Here is a 13,788-nt window from a genome sequence, read left to right as displayed (position 1 = left end):
TTATGTAAACAGCTGAGCTTACCGACGTCATCAAGTAGGTGGGAGTCTAGATATGGATCCCACCTAATCCGGTAGTCAGGCCGTCATAGCGCGATTCGTGGCAACAATCTGCTCATGTGTAAACTGACTGCCGGGTGCCATAAACTTGGCGATCAGTACGTCGCGGTTTTGAGGCGCCCGTGCCTTGTCTGCCGCTTGCAGCGCCAACTTCAGCTCCGGCAATGTCAACTCGGTACAGTAGGCAGGTGTACCAGGTTGCTGACGCCATGAGTCTTCAAGGTTGCCAGCGGCAAGCGCGATAAAGCCAGTATCCTCAACTAGATCCTGCGCGATTGCCTCAGCGGTGATATCCCTCCCAGCTACAGGTAGAGCTATACGCGTTATAGACCCGGCTGGTTGGCCTTTGTCAGCAAGGGTAGCTGCGAGGACGGCGTTCCATGCCTTAATGACCGGGCGGCCAATCTGCTCGCTTACCCAAACGCTCTCAGGCTTGCCGTCGTCAACTTCTTTAATCGCCCCGTCGCGTCCCGGGTAGTAATTGGACGTGTCGATGACAACGACTTTCTCGGGGACATGACTCAACGTCTGTTTGAGATCCGGGTATTTTGCGAAGGGGATCGAGAGGATCACAACGTCTACCTCGGACACAGCATCTTCCTTGGTCACCGCGTGTACGCCGATTTCATTGGCAAGGTTCTGAATGCTCTGAGGGTCTTTCGAGTTTGCCAGTTTAACTTCATGGCCGCACGCAGCGAGCTTACGGGCAAGGGTAGCCCCAATATTGCCGGCGCCGATAATTCCGATTTTCACTTCAATAACCTCCTTACCTACAACCAATACTTAAGTGACTGGTTGGCTGGGTGTGCGAATGAATTAAGCGTGTCGCGAAGCCCCGCGATTTGGGGTATGCATGCATGTCGCCTGACTCAAGTAAATACGACTCTTCAAGAATGAAAGGTCACGCTGTTGGTAATCGGCACACGATCCATATGCATGCGGTTGCCTGGAGCGCTCTCATCCGGGTAGCCGAATGACATCCCAAAGAGCATTTTCATTTCTTCAGAAATGCCTAGCTGCTCTCGGATCGTAGCTGCATAGAAACCAAGCGAGGTTTGTGGTATGCCGCCTAACCCTCGGGCAGCAAGCGACAGTAGGAAGGTCTGCCCGTACATGCCAATATCGCCAGCAGTTCGAACACTGTCACCAAACACCGGCATGAATAAAAAAACCGCTTGGGGGGCATTGAAAAAGGACAAGTTCATGGCTGCCGCGCGCCGGCGCCCCTCCTTGTCTTCGCGCATAACATTCATAGCCTCGTAGTAGGCTTTGCCTTGTGCATTCTTACGATCCCCATAAATGCCGTAAAAAGCATCCATATCGAACGAAAAGTCTGGCGTGAATTCGCCAGCAGTATTTTTCGCGTGGAGAATTTGCGAAAGCTCTTTCAGTTTTTGGCCACGAACGATGTGTACATCCCAGGGTTGGGTGTTGCAGTTAGAGGGAGCGCATTGGGCATCCTTCAACATCTCCTGAATGGTCTGATCGGGCACAGGGGTGTCTAAAAATCCACGAAAAGACCGACGCGTACGGGCCGTCTTTTGAAATTGTAGGGTTTCATCCATCGCTGTATCAGCATCAAATCTAGCCATTGAAATGGTCATGATTTCCTCTTTGTGCAAATGTGAAAAATGTTCAGTCGGTTGCCGGATGACCGAGCGCATCGAGTGTTTGCCGAAGCTCATCGATACCCCGCTCATCAAGCTGGCAAGCTGACTTAATTTTGCTAGTGATTCCCCGAATGTCAGCTTCCAACATGCGGCTATTAGGCGTTAGGTCGATCATCACGCGACGCTCGTCGGCAGGATCCCGTGTGCGGCTGACGAGCTCGGCAGCCTCAAGCCTTTTCAGCAATGGCGTGATGGTTCCAGCGTCCATCGCAAGCCGGGTTCCGAGGGCCCCCACAGTAAGTGGCGAGCCGTTTAGAAGTTCCAAGATGACCAGGTACTGCGGGAAGGTTAGACCCAACGGCTCCAGATAAGGTTTGTGCAATCGCACCACCCGATTTGCCGCCGCATAGAGTGAAAAAGACAGCTGGGTACCCACCCGCTTCCGGTTCGAAGTCATTTCATAGCTCGCTATTATATAGTGCACTATATATTCTAGAAGGAGAGTTCTGCTGTCAACCGACGCCTTCTGCCCTCGACGAATGGCTCATCTGGCTAAGTAGACTATGCCTTACAGTCCCTACGATTTGAGGCGGACGTCGGGTCATGCGGTAGCGAATGACCAATCCCACTTGCCATCTGCGTCAGCCAGCGTTTCAGGCTGTAACAGAGTGCTCTGCTGGTAGCCAAACCTTCGGGCGCGAGATTGCGCACCGCATTCATCCAAGAGCTCCAATTGGGTGATCAGCTTTGCCCACCTTTCCCCAATATGAATCGGAGCAAGAAGAAACTGTGCCTCCAGGTAGGCAGAGGCAATCTGCTTGCCTGGACGCAAGGCGCGTCCTACAAGGTAATCGTCACTCTGCCGGTGGTTTGTATCCCGCAAGCATTTTCAACACCTCATCATGTGCACCGCTCGCTTCAGCGAACCGTAATGGCTTGGCGCGCTCGACTACGAGTTCGGGTGGGGTCGGAGAAATCTCGAGCAGTTCGAAAATTTCATCTAAAAACTCTTCCAAGGGCATCGCATGCTCGTCATTTTCCTGCCCAAGCAAAGTAGTACGTACCCCCGGCGGCGCAAGCTCGACAACCTCGACTGACGAGGCCTCTAGCTGCACTCGAAGACTTTGAGTGAACGAATGAACTGCCGCTTTGGTTGCACTGTAGGTCGGCGTTGCAGGCAGCGGAACGAATGCCAAAGCTGAACTGACATTCATAATCGTGGCACTGGGCTGCTTGATCAGCTGGGGAGTAAATGCATACACCATACGAATCGTGCCAAGTAAGTTCGTTGTCACGATATCTTCGGCTGTGCTCAGGTTTTCCGGATCAGTCAGATCCTCCCAATGCATGATGCCAGCGTTGTTTATGAGAACGTTCAGATTCGGGTAGCTGATCGCAAGCGCTTCGCTGTTGCGCTGGATGGATTGTGGATCGGAGACGTCCAGCAATACTGATTCAATACCCGGATGTTCCGACACGATCTTTTCGAGCAGAGCCTTGCGACGTCCCGCAATAATGACTTTATTGCCCGCCTTGTGAAGCCTAAGTGCCAGACCAAGGCCGATACCTGAGGTACCGCCAGTAACCAGAATCGTGTTGCCAGTACTGTTCATAGTAAACTCCAGAAACGTTGAGTAAGCGGACAAGTGTCCACTTGCAAACCGTACCGGACAACTGTCCGCTTAGCAATGCAGTGGAGGAAAATTTTGCTCATGACTGACAAGTTGGTGATGCGTTCTGACGCCAAGAAAAACCGGGAACGGATACTGGAGGTCGCGGTGGTAGAGCTGACTAGCGATCCTGCGGTTCCGCTGAGTACGATTGCGAAGAAGGCTGGGGTAGGACAGGGAACGTTTTATCGCCACTTCCCTACCAGAGAGAAGCTGGTATTCGAGGTCTATCAATTCGAAATGCAGCAGGTGGCCTCGTTGGCGGAAGTGCTGCTCGCGACAAAACCACCTAAGGAGGCCCTCCGAGAGTGGATGGACTGCCTCGCTGAATATGCAATGACAAAGGCAGGACTCGCTGCTGCGATACAACAAGCTGCGTCTATTTACGAGTTCCCAGGGAAGTCGGGATACGCTCCAGTCCAGGCAGCTGCCGAGTCGCTTCTGAGGGCAAATGAAAAGGCCGGAACGATTCGTAGCGGGATTACTAACGACGACTTTTTTCTAGCCATCGCTGGAATATGGCAAATGGATGTCCAGAGTGAATGGCGCTCGCGTCTCGCCAGATTGATGAACTTGGTGATGGATGGTCTGTGCACTGGTAGCCCCGAAAGCCTAAAGAAAAACGTGTAGCCTTAAAAACCGGATATCGCGTCGTACGGCTAAAGGAGTGGAAGCTCAGTGCCCTTTAGCTAAAGCCGTTTTAGCTTGATGCGGCTTAAGTAGGTGCCTACCGAGAAGGTGCGCTCTATCCAATAGGCGGCCACATTGCCAGCGACGTTGAGGTCACTCCGTCCACCTGCGTCCTAGCCCGAGGACATTCACGAATGTCTCTAGGTCGCTGTTCTTCGAGACCCATAGGCATAACTCCGCGACGCTGGGATGGGTATCAGATGCATCGTCCGAACACGGCAGCTCTGAGTGATCGAAAATTTTCGTTTCCGCACCAAACTACTCCAGCAGGCGTGGTGCCTCTTTGATGACCAGCCGGCTGAAAGAAGCAGGTGGGCTGAGCGGGGTTTGAGGTTTTCTGTCCTCGTGAAACCTTTGCTCATTTTGGCTTTAGCGTGATGACCTTTCTTGATCTCACTCAGCGATAGCCGAAATCCGTCTCACGCCCACGCAACTGAGAGCGCTTTACGCCCCCATTCAGTATCTAGGGCATAGTAGAGCAGCGACGCCAGCGAGTTTTCAGAAACAGCCCAAGGCTTTGATGCATCGATTAAGCGCTTTAACGCTACAGAGAGCGCTGCACGATAAGCAAATGCGCGAGCTCCAAACCCTGTTAACCAGTTAAGAATGTTTAGGGGCAATCATGACCACACCACGAATCTCCGCCTGCGTGTTTGATGCCTACGGGACTCTTTTCGACGTCCATTCTGCGGTCGCAAGACATGCCGATGAGTTGGGTAAGCACGCTCGCGAAATATCGATCCTATGGCGCACCAAGCAACTGGAATATTCGTGGGTTCATACCCTGATGCGGCGCCATACAGATTTCTGGACGTTAACCGAGGCAGCACTCGACTATGCCCTGGCTTTTTACAATGTGAAGAATGAGCGGCTAAAACAGACGTTACTAACAAGCTACCTGACGCTGGACGCCTACGCTGAAGTCCCAGCAGCATTGCACAGCCTTCGCGAAGCTGGCGTACGAACAGCGATACTTTCGAATGGATCTCCCCGGATGCTGGAAAGCGCGGTTCGGTCTGCGGGTTTGGATATTTTGCTTGATGAGTGCCTTTCCATTGAGCAAGTACAAATCTACAAGCCAGATCCAGCGGCCTACGAGATTGCAGTAGCAGCACTGAATGTGTCGTCGACCAAAGAGATCGCTTTTTTCTCATCCAACGCTTGGGATGCCATTGGGGCTCATGCGTTCGGTTTCCGTGCGTTTTGGCTTAATCGATCCAAGCAGCCCGAAGAATATGGGTTGTATGAAAAGGCAACGAAGCTCGAATCGTTGAGCGGCATAGCTTCGCGTGTGACTGCACAGATCCGCTAATTGATACGAAGGCAGGACTCGGAGGAATCTGTCGGTGATTGTTGTGCACGGGTTCGCCCTGGAAGGCAGTGCAATAACTCAGTCATTCGATACAACGCGCTCGATATCACCGACCACCACAGCAGCCAGCCCCTGCCGCAACGAACTTACTTGTTCCGTGCCGTTCAATCGTTCAAATTGCCGTTGAGCCTCTTCCCATAGAGGCGCTGTTTTTTCAAACAAGTTCCGCCCCGCCTCGGTTAATTCAACGAGGCGACTCCTGGCGTCGGATGGCGAAGGACTGATCGAGATCAATCCATCGCGCTCCAGTAGGCCGGTCATTTTTCCCATCGCCGTGCGCTCGATGTCGAGCCGCTCAGCAAGGGTATTGATTGCAGCACTTCCCAATTCATTAAGCGCTGCCAAGGCAAGGTACTGAGTGATTCGAAGCCCCGAAGGCTCGAGCTGCGCATCATAGAAACGGGTGATCTGCCGGCTCGCCTTCCTTATGGCGGAACAGTTGCAATGGTCGATCCCTAGTGGTTGTTTCACCGGCAGCATCTCTACTTCCTCTTCACTACTGTTTGATTTTTTGTGCCCTGGGTATTCAGGTCACACGTACACGTCTCGGTACTTTTCCACGAAGGCCTGCACCGACAGTGCGGGCGTACCGGTAACCTTCTCGACTACGTCGTTCACACCCGCAAAGACACCCTCGCGGTAGTTCTGAGCAACCTCGACCAAGTGCTGTACCAGAGCCGCTGGAAACTTGTACTCGTGCTCCATCTTATGCTCGAACGCCTCGATTGATGTCGGTGCGTACTGGATTTCCGCGCCAAGCACTTCGCTCATGGCGGCGGCGATTTCGGTATGGTTCATTTCGACCGGGCCATGAAGGCTGTAGATCTTACCTTCGTGCCCCGCTGGGTTAGCCAGGATATGGGCAATCACCCGGCCTTGGTCGTCAGTAGCAATAGGCGCGTGACGGCCATTTTCAAAGGGGAACTCGATTTTTTTCTTGGCCCAGATTTCTTTTGCAAAGTGAGGATACGCCAGCCAGTCTGCGAAAAAAGTGGGGCGAAGATGCGTTGTCGGTACGCCTGACCAGTCGAAAACGCGCTCTGAGATCCAGTGATCCTGCGCCAGGTGACTTTTGGAATCGCGGCGCGCGGAGATCTGCGACATGTTCACGATTGCCTTTACCCCAGCCTCTTTCGCTGCCTGGGCAAAATAGGCTGCACCTTCGACGATCCCAGGTGCCAGTGGATAAAGGAAATAGGCCGCGCGAATTCCTTCCATTGCCGCACGAATAGCATCGATGTCGGTGAAATCGCCAATAGCAATTTCAACTCCGCGCTGGCGCAGAGCAGCAGCCCTTTCGTCGTCCGAACGCACGTAAGCGCGGACGCTCTTGCCCAATTTAAGCAGTTCATCGATTGCTGCTGCACCAGTTCGCCCGGTCGCACCGCTTACAAGAATATCCGCTGCGCTCATGTTCGTAATCCTCTCAATTGGTTAGAGCATATGCTCGTTGATTCACGATAGGAGCATATGCCCCTATGTGGAACTCAAGATAGGAGCGTACGCTCCCATTGTCAATCAATGATCATGACCGTTCAGCGGGTCGACCAGTCTATGCACCCACGCGGCCTCCTTGCTGACCGGACGCGGGGCCTCGTACTACATGGGGTGGAAGCCTATTTAGTGGCCGATCCAATGGTTCCGCGAGCAGCATGCGACAGCGCACGAGGTCATTGATGTCAGTTAGCCGGCGAAAGCGAAGAGTGTCGATATCGACTCCGATTATGTCGATATCGCCAATGGTTACCACAAACCTCCCCCCGTATTCTCAGTCTCATGCGGGTAGCTCTAAAGCCCGCAGGTAGCTGTCGCAAGATCGGAGCGCAGACCCAGCGAGGTTCTCGGACCATTTTGCTTCGGCAGGACAGTAAAAAATCAAATCCCTACTTACAGCACTTTGCTGAATTGCAATAAGTAGTAGTCGCAACACCGTGACGAAAACGTCCAGGAGTTAAGAATGAAGATTGTGTCTAGCTCATCAAGCGCACTCGATGTTTCAGTCGGATCCGTGGAATGGGGAGAATCCACCAAAGGCATTCTCCGTGAGAGCGAACAAGTCCAGCTCATCGAAAATTTGAAGTACATATTTAGCCAAGAGAAGCTGGATGCAGAACGCCACCGACTTGGCCTTCTGAATCCAAAGTACATTTCCATCGATGACCTTTTACCGCCTGATACCAAAATGGTTAGAGAGTCTCTAGCCTATGTTCAAGACTTGTATAAGCCGACTTTGATGCGACACTGCTGGCGCACCTACTACTTCGGGTCAATGATCGCGTTGCACGATGGTATCGAATTTGACCGTGAACTAGGTTTCGCCTCGGCCATGCTTCACGACCTTGGCCTAACACCCACAGCTGACCCGCGCCCGTGTGACTGTTGCTTCGCCGTCAACGGTGGCGTGCACGCACGAGACTTCCTGTTAGGACAGGGCTTCGCGCGCGCGCATGCCGATACGGTGGCACACGCCATTGCCGTGCACCTTAATTATCACGTTCCGGCTGAGGAACATGGTGCAGAGGCATTCTTGGTTACGCGCGGCGCTATCTGTGATGTCTTCGGCACAGGTGTGTCACGAATGTCTCAACAATCAGTAAAAGATGTGCTTGCCAAGTACTCCCGAGACGAACTCTACAGCGTATTCAGCGCGACAGCATTTGAACACCTCGTCGGCACGCGATTTGAAGCTTCATTTAAGGCCGTGACAAGTGGGCTGGTGGAAACAGTTCCGCACGCACTTGATTTACCTCCTTTCGTTTAATCTGCTTACAGAATGTCCAGGCTGCGACTTACTTAGTTAGTAGTTCCCAGCCTGGCTTTTGCCCTTCCGAAACATCTTATAAGCCAACTGACGTTGTGGTGATCTGAATCAGTGTTCAAAATACAAACGAGTTGGACGCTTACAAGGGAAAGCTCTGTGGATACTTGTCGAGCATGCGATAAAGCAGAGCGCGGCGAGATCGTCAGCAGTAGGCTAACGGAGAATACTATAGCGAGTCACCTACCAGACCTTCACGTGCGTGGTTTAGCACGGACAAGATATCAGGAGCTCAATCGCGGGGGGGCATCGATCGCCGGAGACGGCTTACCAATTAAGTAAATAGTTTAAATGCTGCCGTCCACTCCGAGCGAGAGTCAGCAACGTCCACACCGCCATTATTCGGCGGTCAAGGGGTCTATTCAACGAGAGACGTGCAGCCACTTGGGGGCTGAAGCCCACATCCAATTGCACGTAAAATACGGCGACCAACACTGTCAGTCGCCGCTCTGAAATCAGGCCTTGGCCTGGTCAGGAATGTCGCTCACTACCTCAGTCAGTTCCAGCGTATCGATATTGTAGAAGAAGCCGTAGATCTTCACGTGCGCTGGCACCCCTGGGTTTGCTCGAACAACTCCGACATCGTATTTGAGCGAAGTCTCGAAATCCGAAATGCAAATGCTGTCATGGTCAAACGCGGAGGAAATATCGCTGCCGTGCTCATGTTTGAACGCGTCAATGATGCCTTCGTTGGTGAAAGACGTAGCACCGCAGAATGAGTGGTGCACAACCACTACCCTTTCGATGCCGAAGATATGGACCATCGTGGCGATCGACTGCACACCTGCGACGGCCCGACCACCAGCGACAGACACTGGGAACAAGGTCGTCGTATGTCCTACCCGGTTTCCAGCTTCGTCGAGAACGTTCTCGCCTGGGTAGACCTCACCAAAATGCTTGGCAACAACGGCCGGTATTTCCGAAGCACGTGGATCGAAACAGTGGATGACGATGGTGTTGAGACTCACCGCCTTGGCGAAGAGCGGGCGGAACTCCGCTTCGTTGTACCAAGGCTGTGCTTTGAAAGAGAAATCATTGAAGTTGGGCATTTTGTGTCTCCAGCGCTCTTGAATATTTTGTGACTGGGCCGAGCCAGCCAGCTAAAAGTACACAGATCTGTCTACTCTTTCAAGAAAAAGTAGACAGATCTGTGTACCCCTGCTACGGTGCAGGCTGGAGGATTTCCATGACGAATTTTGCTTCAAGTTTCAAAGACCTTCGCTTCGAGGACATTGCATCTCTCAAGCCACGGGATCGTATATTAAAGACGGCAATCGTCCTCTTTAATGAACGCGGCGTGCACACTGTCGGAATTGATCGAATTATTGCTGAGAGTGGTGTATCGAAGAGAACCTTCTATAACTACTTCCCTTCCAAGGTGGATCTTATTGCCGCCTATTTGGATTTTTGGCATTGGCTTCGATTTACAAACCTTAACAAATACGCTGCGCGAGTTGGCGGTGATCCAAAAGCTGAACTGTTGGCGATTTTTGATTTCCTCGAGTACTGGTTTTCAGAACAAGATTTCAGAGGCTGCGCATTTGCCCGAGGCCTGAATGACTTTAATGACGACGCATCGAAAATTTTACGCGCCAAAGTCAGCGTGCATTTCGATGAATGGGCTAACTTCATTATGGCGCGCTTATCCCTGTTCGTAGAACCTGAAAAGGCAGACATCATTCTCCCACAGTTTCTAAGCCTTATTACCGGAACAACGGTTGTTGCGCACGCCTCTGGCAACGTAAAAATCGCGCAACTAAACAAGCAAATAGCCGAAATACTATTAACTGCCAGAGCAGGTTAATTTTCAGAACTGTATCTATCCTCGGCGACTTCTTGATCCCAACTTTTCCTACCTTTCGCTTTGCGTTTCAAGTCGTTGTCGCTGAACGACATTGAGCTTATGGCGCCCCCCTGCTTCTAGTTGATATTGCGACATTACCCCTACTTAACCACCTAAATACGTTGCTAATGACCACCTAATTATCGTCGAATTAACCAATCGGCTTTGAAATGGTGACTCACTGGGAGCGGCTTGGCGAGAGGAGCAACTCGTCTCAGCGTAATTGGGTGGACAGGCACGGCGCATAGATACTCAAATAAAAAGATCAAAACCTTCGCCAATTTCATTTAAAGTGAAAAAACCCTGAAAGGAATGGAATAACTTTCGCTAACCTACTGATTTATCGTAACCTTCTCTTCAACCGTACTGAAAATTCATGACTGGGGCCATCATCAAGATCGCAGCCGCGAAGACGCCTAGGTTCAAAGCCGGTAAGTCGCTGAAAGACGCGGTTAACTAGAAGCTGGTGGGATTGCCCAATACCTACTCTGCGAGAGCGCTGGTATTGGGGCTTCAGCAGCCGAAACGCTTGCTGAACTCCGGGAGCCGTTCAAGCATGAGTATGAACGCCTCTTAAACGTCGTTTTTCTCAGCTTTGATTTGGGCTGGGTGAAACACTGCTTAGCCGCTGCTGAATCCTCAACAAGAATCCGGCTTCGAAGGCATCTTGGCAGTCACCGACAGGAAAGGTCTTGCGCGCTTGCGCCAGCTCCCACCACAGGGGAATCTCGCCGGGCGTATCAAGCCAAGCCTGAGCGCATTGCACGCCACGTTCGATCATCGGGGCAAATTCGTTGCCCCAAGGCGTCAGAAGACTTGGGCTACCATCCGCCGCCGGAATTGAAATGTAGTTTTCGTCCATACACACCCTAGATTTCTGATTTTTTGTTAGACGCAGGGCCCAGCTTCGAAAAGTTTAACGACACCAAATGAATGCTCGATAACAAGCATGAGCATCAAAAGGCCTAGATCAACACCAATGTAGACTATATCCCGTGGATTGAGAGTCCCTCAAAGCGCAATTTGCGCGCATGACTCAAGACTACGAACAGCTTCGTCTGCAACTGGCGGAAAACATCCGCTTGATGCGACGCGTGAAAAACCTTACCCAAGAGCAGCTCGCGCTCATGGCCGAGGTGGATCGCACCTACGTCAGTCAAATCGAACGATGCACGGGCAACCCGTCGCTGTTGGTCCTGTGCAAGCTCGCCAACATTTTCGAAATTACCGCAGATCAGTTACTTGTGGAACCCGATATCCTGCGCAGCGCCCTTCACGTCAAATAATAGTCTCACGTCTCACAAACCCGATAGATCCGCCTTCATAATTTCCACTGACAGTCTTCAGTCGCTAACCGAACCTGCCCAGGCCATACACCGAGAGCCTGGATCATGCCTGTTGCCTGCTCGTCAATCCCGCCCACAAAGCTACGGCCCTTGGCGCTGAGCATCCTGCTGACGTGCGGCCCAAGCGTGGCGCTAGACAGCGGCAGCATCACGTCCTCCGTGCTTTCTCCAGGCTGTCTCGAATATCGGATCGTCGGCATTTGTTTCTGGCTCCTCTGCACGCCCTTCGGTTGCACAGTCAGAACCTCGACCAAGGTTCGTCATTTCATTCCTGAACTGGTGGTCTCGAGCTACGCCACCACGGGCAATAACCCCTGGACCGAGATGACCACCCTCTCTGCTGCCATCATTGGTGCGGAAGGTGGCGGTAATCTGATCACGCCGAACACCCACCGCGATAACCTGCCTCGCTTCAAGAACGTCGATGGCATCGGTCATCCCGGTGGCTGGGCCGCCACGCAACTGGCTTCGCAGTCCGGCTACGCCTGCGCCAGCGGTGCAACGGCGTTCATGCCCTACTACCTGAGTACCCTGGACTCACTAGCCTGGCGTCATGGCATCCCGGAAAGTCTTTATCCTGAGTCACTCATGCCGGGGATCCGTGAAGTCGGTCGTGAGGCCTCGGGAAGCATGTGGGGCAACGTCTATCCCCGCCAAGGCTTTCTGGTACAGCCTGACGACTTCAAGGCGGCCGCGGTGATGGCGCAACGGGCTGGCGATATCATTACCCGTAACGGGCAGCCGCATGTGTACGTACCGCTCACGCCCGCCAAACGCGACGGCTACTGGCCGCCTGGCCCGATCATTGAAAACGACGCTTCGACCCACAAATGGCAATTGCTCTACCCCCAGGTTCAACCGACTTGCGCCGTCTTCCCCAGCGATCCGGTGCAGAGTGCGGATGGCGGCTACGCCTGGTCGCTGTGGCGGCCCTATAGCTGCTGCAAACGTGAGGGGCAGACCTTTCTGTTCAGCATCGACTTCGAAGGCGGTGCATCATGAGTCGGCTTCTCGCGCGCCCCTGTTTGGGCGTGGTGAGTCTGGTGCTCTGTGGACTGCTCGCCATGGCCACGCATGCCCACGCCGCCGAAGGCGATTACCGCCTGGGCACTCAAGGCGAAGTGCTCGACGACCGGGTGATGTACACCATCGGTGGCGGCTCGGCAGTGGGCTCACCGAGTTCGCTCTACCGACCCAGCGGTCTCGGTGTCGGCGGGTCCTGGCGAGCGAACATGATGTGCGGAAATATGAGCCTCACCAACACCCTGCAAAACCAGCTGAACGGCGCCACCGAAGGTTTCCAGCAGATCATGGGCAGCATCGTGCAGAACGCAACCCAGGCGGTGATGTCGCTCCCGGCGTTGATCATCCAGCGCGCCAATCCCGGTCTCTATGAGTTGCTCAGTAACGGGGTGATGCAGGGGCGTATCGACTTCGACCGCTCTAAGCTGACCTGCCAGGCCATGGCCGAAAAGATGGCGGACAAGGTCGGTCAAGCCGGCTGGGGTGCGCTGGCCAAGAACCAGGAGATGCAAAGCAATCTGGAGCAAACCGGCGGTGATGCGGTGGCCACGGTGAAAAATACCGAGTCCCAAAACGGCAACAATGGGGTGTCCTGGGTCGGCGGTTCGAAGGCAGGAGGCAATGGGCAGACACCCATTCGAGTGACCGCCGACGTGGTGCGCGCAGGCTACAACCTGCTGCATAACCGTACGGTGGATGATAGTGCCTCGATCAGTAGCAGCGATTGTTTGGGTGGAGCGATTTGCCAGACCTGGGCTTCGCCCCAGGAGGAATCCGACTGGGCCGTTCGCGTGTTGGGCGAGAGCGAAGTCGCAACCTGCGACAGCTGCGAAACCCTGCGTGCGACCGCTGGCAGCGGATTGACGCCGCTGATCCAGGAGGCCTACAGCGAACGCCTCAAGGCCCTGCAAGGGTTGCTGTCCGACTCTCTGCCGCCTACTTCTGACAATCTGGCTAAAGCTTCGAGCCCAATGCTGCCGGTGACCCGTGGTGTGATTGAAGCCCTGCGCGACGATCCCGACCAGGATCTGTTGGCACGGCGCCTGGCCAGTGAGACGGCCTTGTCCAGCGTGCTGGACAAGGCACTACTGCTATTGCGCACCCTGCTGGCGGGCAGTCACGAACCGAACATCGCCTCCGCCGAGCCGGCCCAAACCGCCTTGACGAAAAACATCGACGCCCTGGAACGCGAAATACGTCTGCTACAAACCGAGCTGCAGGTCCGGCAGATGCTCGCCACCAATACCGCCAGCCTGGTGCTCGATCGACATGCGGGTGGTGCCGATGCTTCGCGTACCGTCGAGCAAGGCGACCCTGAGCCCGGTCGACTCAATGATGCTGACGCTAGGCGCAAGTGAG

At 53.7% G+C, this 13,788-nt stretch carries 15 protein-coding genes and 2 pseudogenes; 8 read left to right on the top strand and 9 right to left on the bottom strand.

Annotated features, from left to right (window positions below):
* Positions 1–75: 75 nt before the first annotated feature.
* From TK06_RS04625 to TK06_RS04605, 4 genes are all read right to left on the bottom strand, one after another.
* Entirely contained in the window at positions 76–816 is a 741-nt protein-coding gene (locus TK06_RS04625) for an NAD(P)-binding domain-containing protein (protein ID WP_086936763.1), read from the bottom strand.
* A 128-nt stretch (positions 817–944) separates the two neighbouring features.
* Complete coding sequence (locus TK06_RS04620; RefSeq protein WP_063321035.1) at positions 945–1,661, bottom strand: nitroreductase; 717 nt, start codon at positions 1,659–1,661, stop codon at positions 945–947.
* 31 nt (positions 1,662–1,692) lie between these two features.
* Positions 1,693–2,124 (bottom strand): MarR family winged helix-turn-helix transcriptional regulator, encoded by a 432-nt coding sequence (locus TK06_RS04615; RefSeq protein ID WP_063321034.1) that lies wholly within the window; start codon positions 2,122–2,124, stop codon positions 1,693–1,695.
* A 397-nt stretch (positions 2,125–2,521) separates the two neighbouring features.
* On the bottom strand, positions 2,522–3,280 hold the full coding sequence (locus TK06_RS04605) for an SDR family oxidoreductase (protein ID WP_063321032.1): 759 nt from the start codon (positions 3,278–3,280) through the stop codon (positions 2,522–2,524).
* A 99-nt stretch (positions 3,281–3,379) separates the two neighbouring features.
* Between TK06_RS04605 and TK06_RS04600 the strand changes: the two genes are divergently transcribed.
* Positions 3,380–3,967, top strand: a complete 588-nt coding sequence (locus TK06_RS04600; RefSeq protein WP_063321031.1) for a TetR/AcrR family transcriptional regulator — start codon at positions 3,380–3,382, stop codon at positions 3,965–3,967.
* Between the two features lie 231 nt (positions 3,968–4,198).
* Here TK06_RS04600 and TK06_RS32905 read toward each other — a convergent pair.
* Positions 4,199–4,333 (bottom strand): annotated as a pseudogene (locus TK06_RS32905) (arsenical resistance protein ArsH); the annotation flags it as partial.
* A 316-nt stretch (positions 4,334–4,649) separates the two neighbouring features.
* Between TK06_RS32905 and TK06_RS04595 the strand changes: the two are divergent.
* A complete protein-coding gene (locus tag TK06_RS04595) occupies positions 4,650–5,339 on the top strand; it encodes a haloacid dehalogenase type II (protein ID WP_063321030.1) in 690 nt (229 codons plus the stop codon).
* A 78-nt stretch (positions 5,340–5,417) separates the two neighbouring features.
* Here TK06_RS04595 and TK06_RS04590 read toward each other — a convergent pair whose 3' ends face one another.
* A complete protein-coding gene (locus TK06_RS04590; RefSeq protein WP_063321029.1) occupies positions 5,418–5,879 on the bottom strand; it encodes a MarR family winged helix-turn-helix transcriptional regulator in 462 nt (153 codons plus the stop codon).
* 51 nt (positions 5,880–5,930) lie between these two features.
* Complete coding sequence (locus TK06_RS04585; protein WP_063321028.1) at positions 5,931–6,812, bottom strand: NmrA family NAD(P)-binding protein; 882 nt, start codon at positions 6,810–6,812, stop codon at positions 5,931–5,933.
* 544 nt (positions 6,813–7,356) lie between these two features.
* On the opposite strand from TK06_RS04585, the gene TK06_RS04580 reads away from it, so the two are divergent.
* A complete protein-coding gene (locus TK06_RS04580) occupies positions 7,357–8,160 on the top strand; it encodes an HD domain-containing protein (RefSeq protein ID WP_063321027.1) in 804 nt (267 codons plus the stop codon).
* Positions 8,161–8,672: 512 nt separating this feature from the next.
* On the opposite strand, the gene TK06_RS04575 is transcribed toward TK06_RS04580, so the two are convergent.
* A complete protein-coding gene (locus TK06_RS04575; RefSeq protein WP_008071419.1) occupies positions 8,673–9,266 on the bottom strand; it encodes a hypothetical protein in 594 nt (197 codons plus the stop codon).
* Positions 9,267–9,403: 137 nt separating this feature from the next.
* Here TK06_RS04575 and TK06_RS04570 point away from each other — a divergent pair, with 137 nt between their 5' ends.
* Together TK06_RS04570 and TK06_RS30575 are read left to right on the top strand one after the other, a co-directional pair.
* Positions 9,404–10,021 (top strand): TetR/AcrR family transcriptional regulator, encoded by a 618-nt coding sequence (locus TK06_RS04570; RefSeq protein ID WP_063321026.1) that lies wholly within the window; start codon positions 9,404–9,406, stop codon positions 10,019–10,021.
* 418 nt (positions 10,022–10,439) lie between these two features.
* Positions 10,440–10,520 (top strand): annotated as a pseudogene (locus tag TK06_RS30575) (HU family DNA-binding protein); the annotation flags it as partial.
* Between the two features lie 129 nt (positions 10,521–10,649).
* Here TK06_RS30575 and TK06_RS04565 read toward each other — a convergent pair.
* Positions 10,650–10,922: a LasR-specific antiactivator QslA gene (locus tag TK06_RS04565; protein WP_063321025.1), complete on the bottom strand. Its 273-nt coding sequence runs from the start codon at positions 10,920–10,922 to the stop codon at positions 10,650–10,652.
* A 169-nt stretch (positions 10,923–11,091) separates the two neighbouring features.
* Here TK06_RS04565 and TK06_RS04560 point away from each other — a divergent pair, with 169 nt between their 5' ends.
* The 3 genes from TK06_RS04560 to TK06_RS04550 all read left to right on the top strand — a co-directional run bounded on the left by TK06_RS04560 (position 11,092) and on the right by TK06_RS04550 (position 13,787).
* Positions 11,092–11,346, top strand: coding sequence for a helix-turn-helix domain-containing protein (locus tag TK06_RS04560; protein WP_003174132.1), 255 nt, complete (start codon positions 11,092–11,094; stop codon positions 11,344–11,346).
* A 105-nt stretch (positions 11,347–11,451) separates the two neighbouring features.
* A complete protein-coding gene (locus TK06_RS04555) occupies positions 11,452–12,408 on the top strand; it encodes a TIGR03756 family integrating conjugative element protein (protein ID WP_063321024.1) in 957 nt (318 codons plus the stop codon).
* Positions 12,405–13,787 carry an integrating conjugative element protein gene (locus TK06_RS04550; RefSeq protein WP_063321023.1) on the top strand — a complete coding sequence of 461 codons (1,383 nt, stop codon included), beginning with the start codon at positions 12,405–12,407 and terminating at the stop codon, positions 13,785–13,787. The genes TK06_RS04555 and TK06_RS04550 overlap by 4 nt, the downstream gene beginning before the upstream one ends.
* Position 13,788 lies beyond the last annotated feature (1 nt).

Source organism: Pseudomonas fluorescens (genome assembly GCF_001623525.1).
Classification (GTDB): Bacteria; Pseudomonadota; Gammaproteobacteria; order Pseudomonadales; family Pseudomonadaceae; genus Aquipseudomonas; species Aquipseudomonas fluorescens_Q.
The sequence above is the reverse complement of the archived record's forward strand: the minus strand, read 5'-3'. Positions and strand labels throughout refer to the sequence as shown.

What these genes read in the sequence shown, in the direction of transcription:
- TK06_RS04620 (WP_063321035.1), bottom strand. Translation starts at nt 1,661, where the DNA reads ATGACCATTTCAATGGCTAGATTTGATGCTGATACAGCGATGGATGAA.
- TK06_RS04615 (WP_063321034.1), bottom strand. Translation starts at nt 2,124, where the DNA reads ATGACTTCGAACCGGAAGCGGGTGGGTACCCAGCTGTCTTTTTCACTC.
- TK06_RS04605 (WP_063321032.1), bottom strand. Translation starts at nt 3,280, where the DNA reads ATGAACAGTACTGGCAACACGATTCTGGTTACTGGCGGTACCTCAGGT.
- TK06_RS04600 (WP_063321031.1), top strand. Translation starts at nt 3,380, where the DNA reads ATGACTGACAAGTTGGTGATGCGTTCTGACGCCAAGAAAAACCGGGAA.
- TK06_RS04595 (WP_063321030.1), top strand. Translation starts at nt 4,650, where the DNA reads ATGACCACACCACGAATCTCCGCCTGCGTGTTTGATGCCTACGGGACT.
- TK06_RS04590 (WP_063321029.1), bottom strand. Translation starts at nt 5,879, where the DNA reads ATGCTGCCGGTGAAACAACCACTAGGGATCGACCATTGCAACTGTTCC.
- TK06_RS04585 (WP_063321028.1), bottom strand. Translation starts at nt 6,812, where the DNA reads ATGAGCGCAGCGGATATTCTTGTAAGCGGTGCGACCGGGCGAACTGGT.
- TK06_RS04580 (WP_063321027.1), top strand. Translation starts at nt 7,357, where the DNA reads ATGAAGATTGTGTCTAGCTCATCAAGCGCACTCGATGTTTCAGTCGGA.
- TK06_RS04575 (WP_008071419.1), bottom strand. Translation starts at nt 9,266, where the DNA reads ATGCCCAACTTCAATGATTTCTCTTTCAAAGCACAGCCTTGGTACAAC.
- TK06_RS04570 (WP_063321026.1), top strand. Translation starts at nt 9,404, where the DNA reads ATGACGAATTTTGCTTCAAGTTTCAAAGACCTTCGCTTCGAGGACATT.
- TK06_RS04565 (WP_063321025.1), bottom strand. Translation starts at nt 10,922, where the DNA reads ATGGACGAAAACTACATTTCAATTCCGGCGGCGGATGGTAGCCCAAGT.
- TK06_RS04560 (WP_003174132.1), top strand. Translation starts at nt 11,092, where the DNA reads ATGACTCAAGACTACGAACAGCTTCGTCTGCAACTGGCGGAAAACATC.
- TK06_RS04555 (WP_063321024.1), top strand. Translation starts at nt 11,452, where the DNA reads ATGCCTGTTGCCTGCTCGTCAATCCCGCCCACAAAGCTACGGCCCTTG.
- TK06_RS04550 (WP_063321023.1), top strand. Translation starts at nt 12,405, where the DNA reads ATGAGTCGGCTTCTCGCGCGCCCCTGTTTGGGCGTGGTGAGTCTGGTG.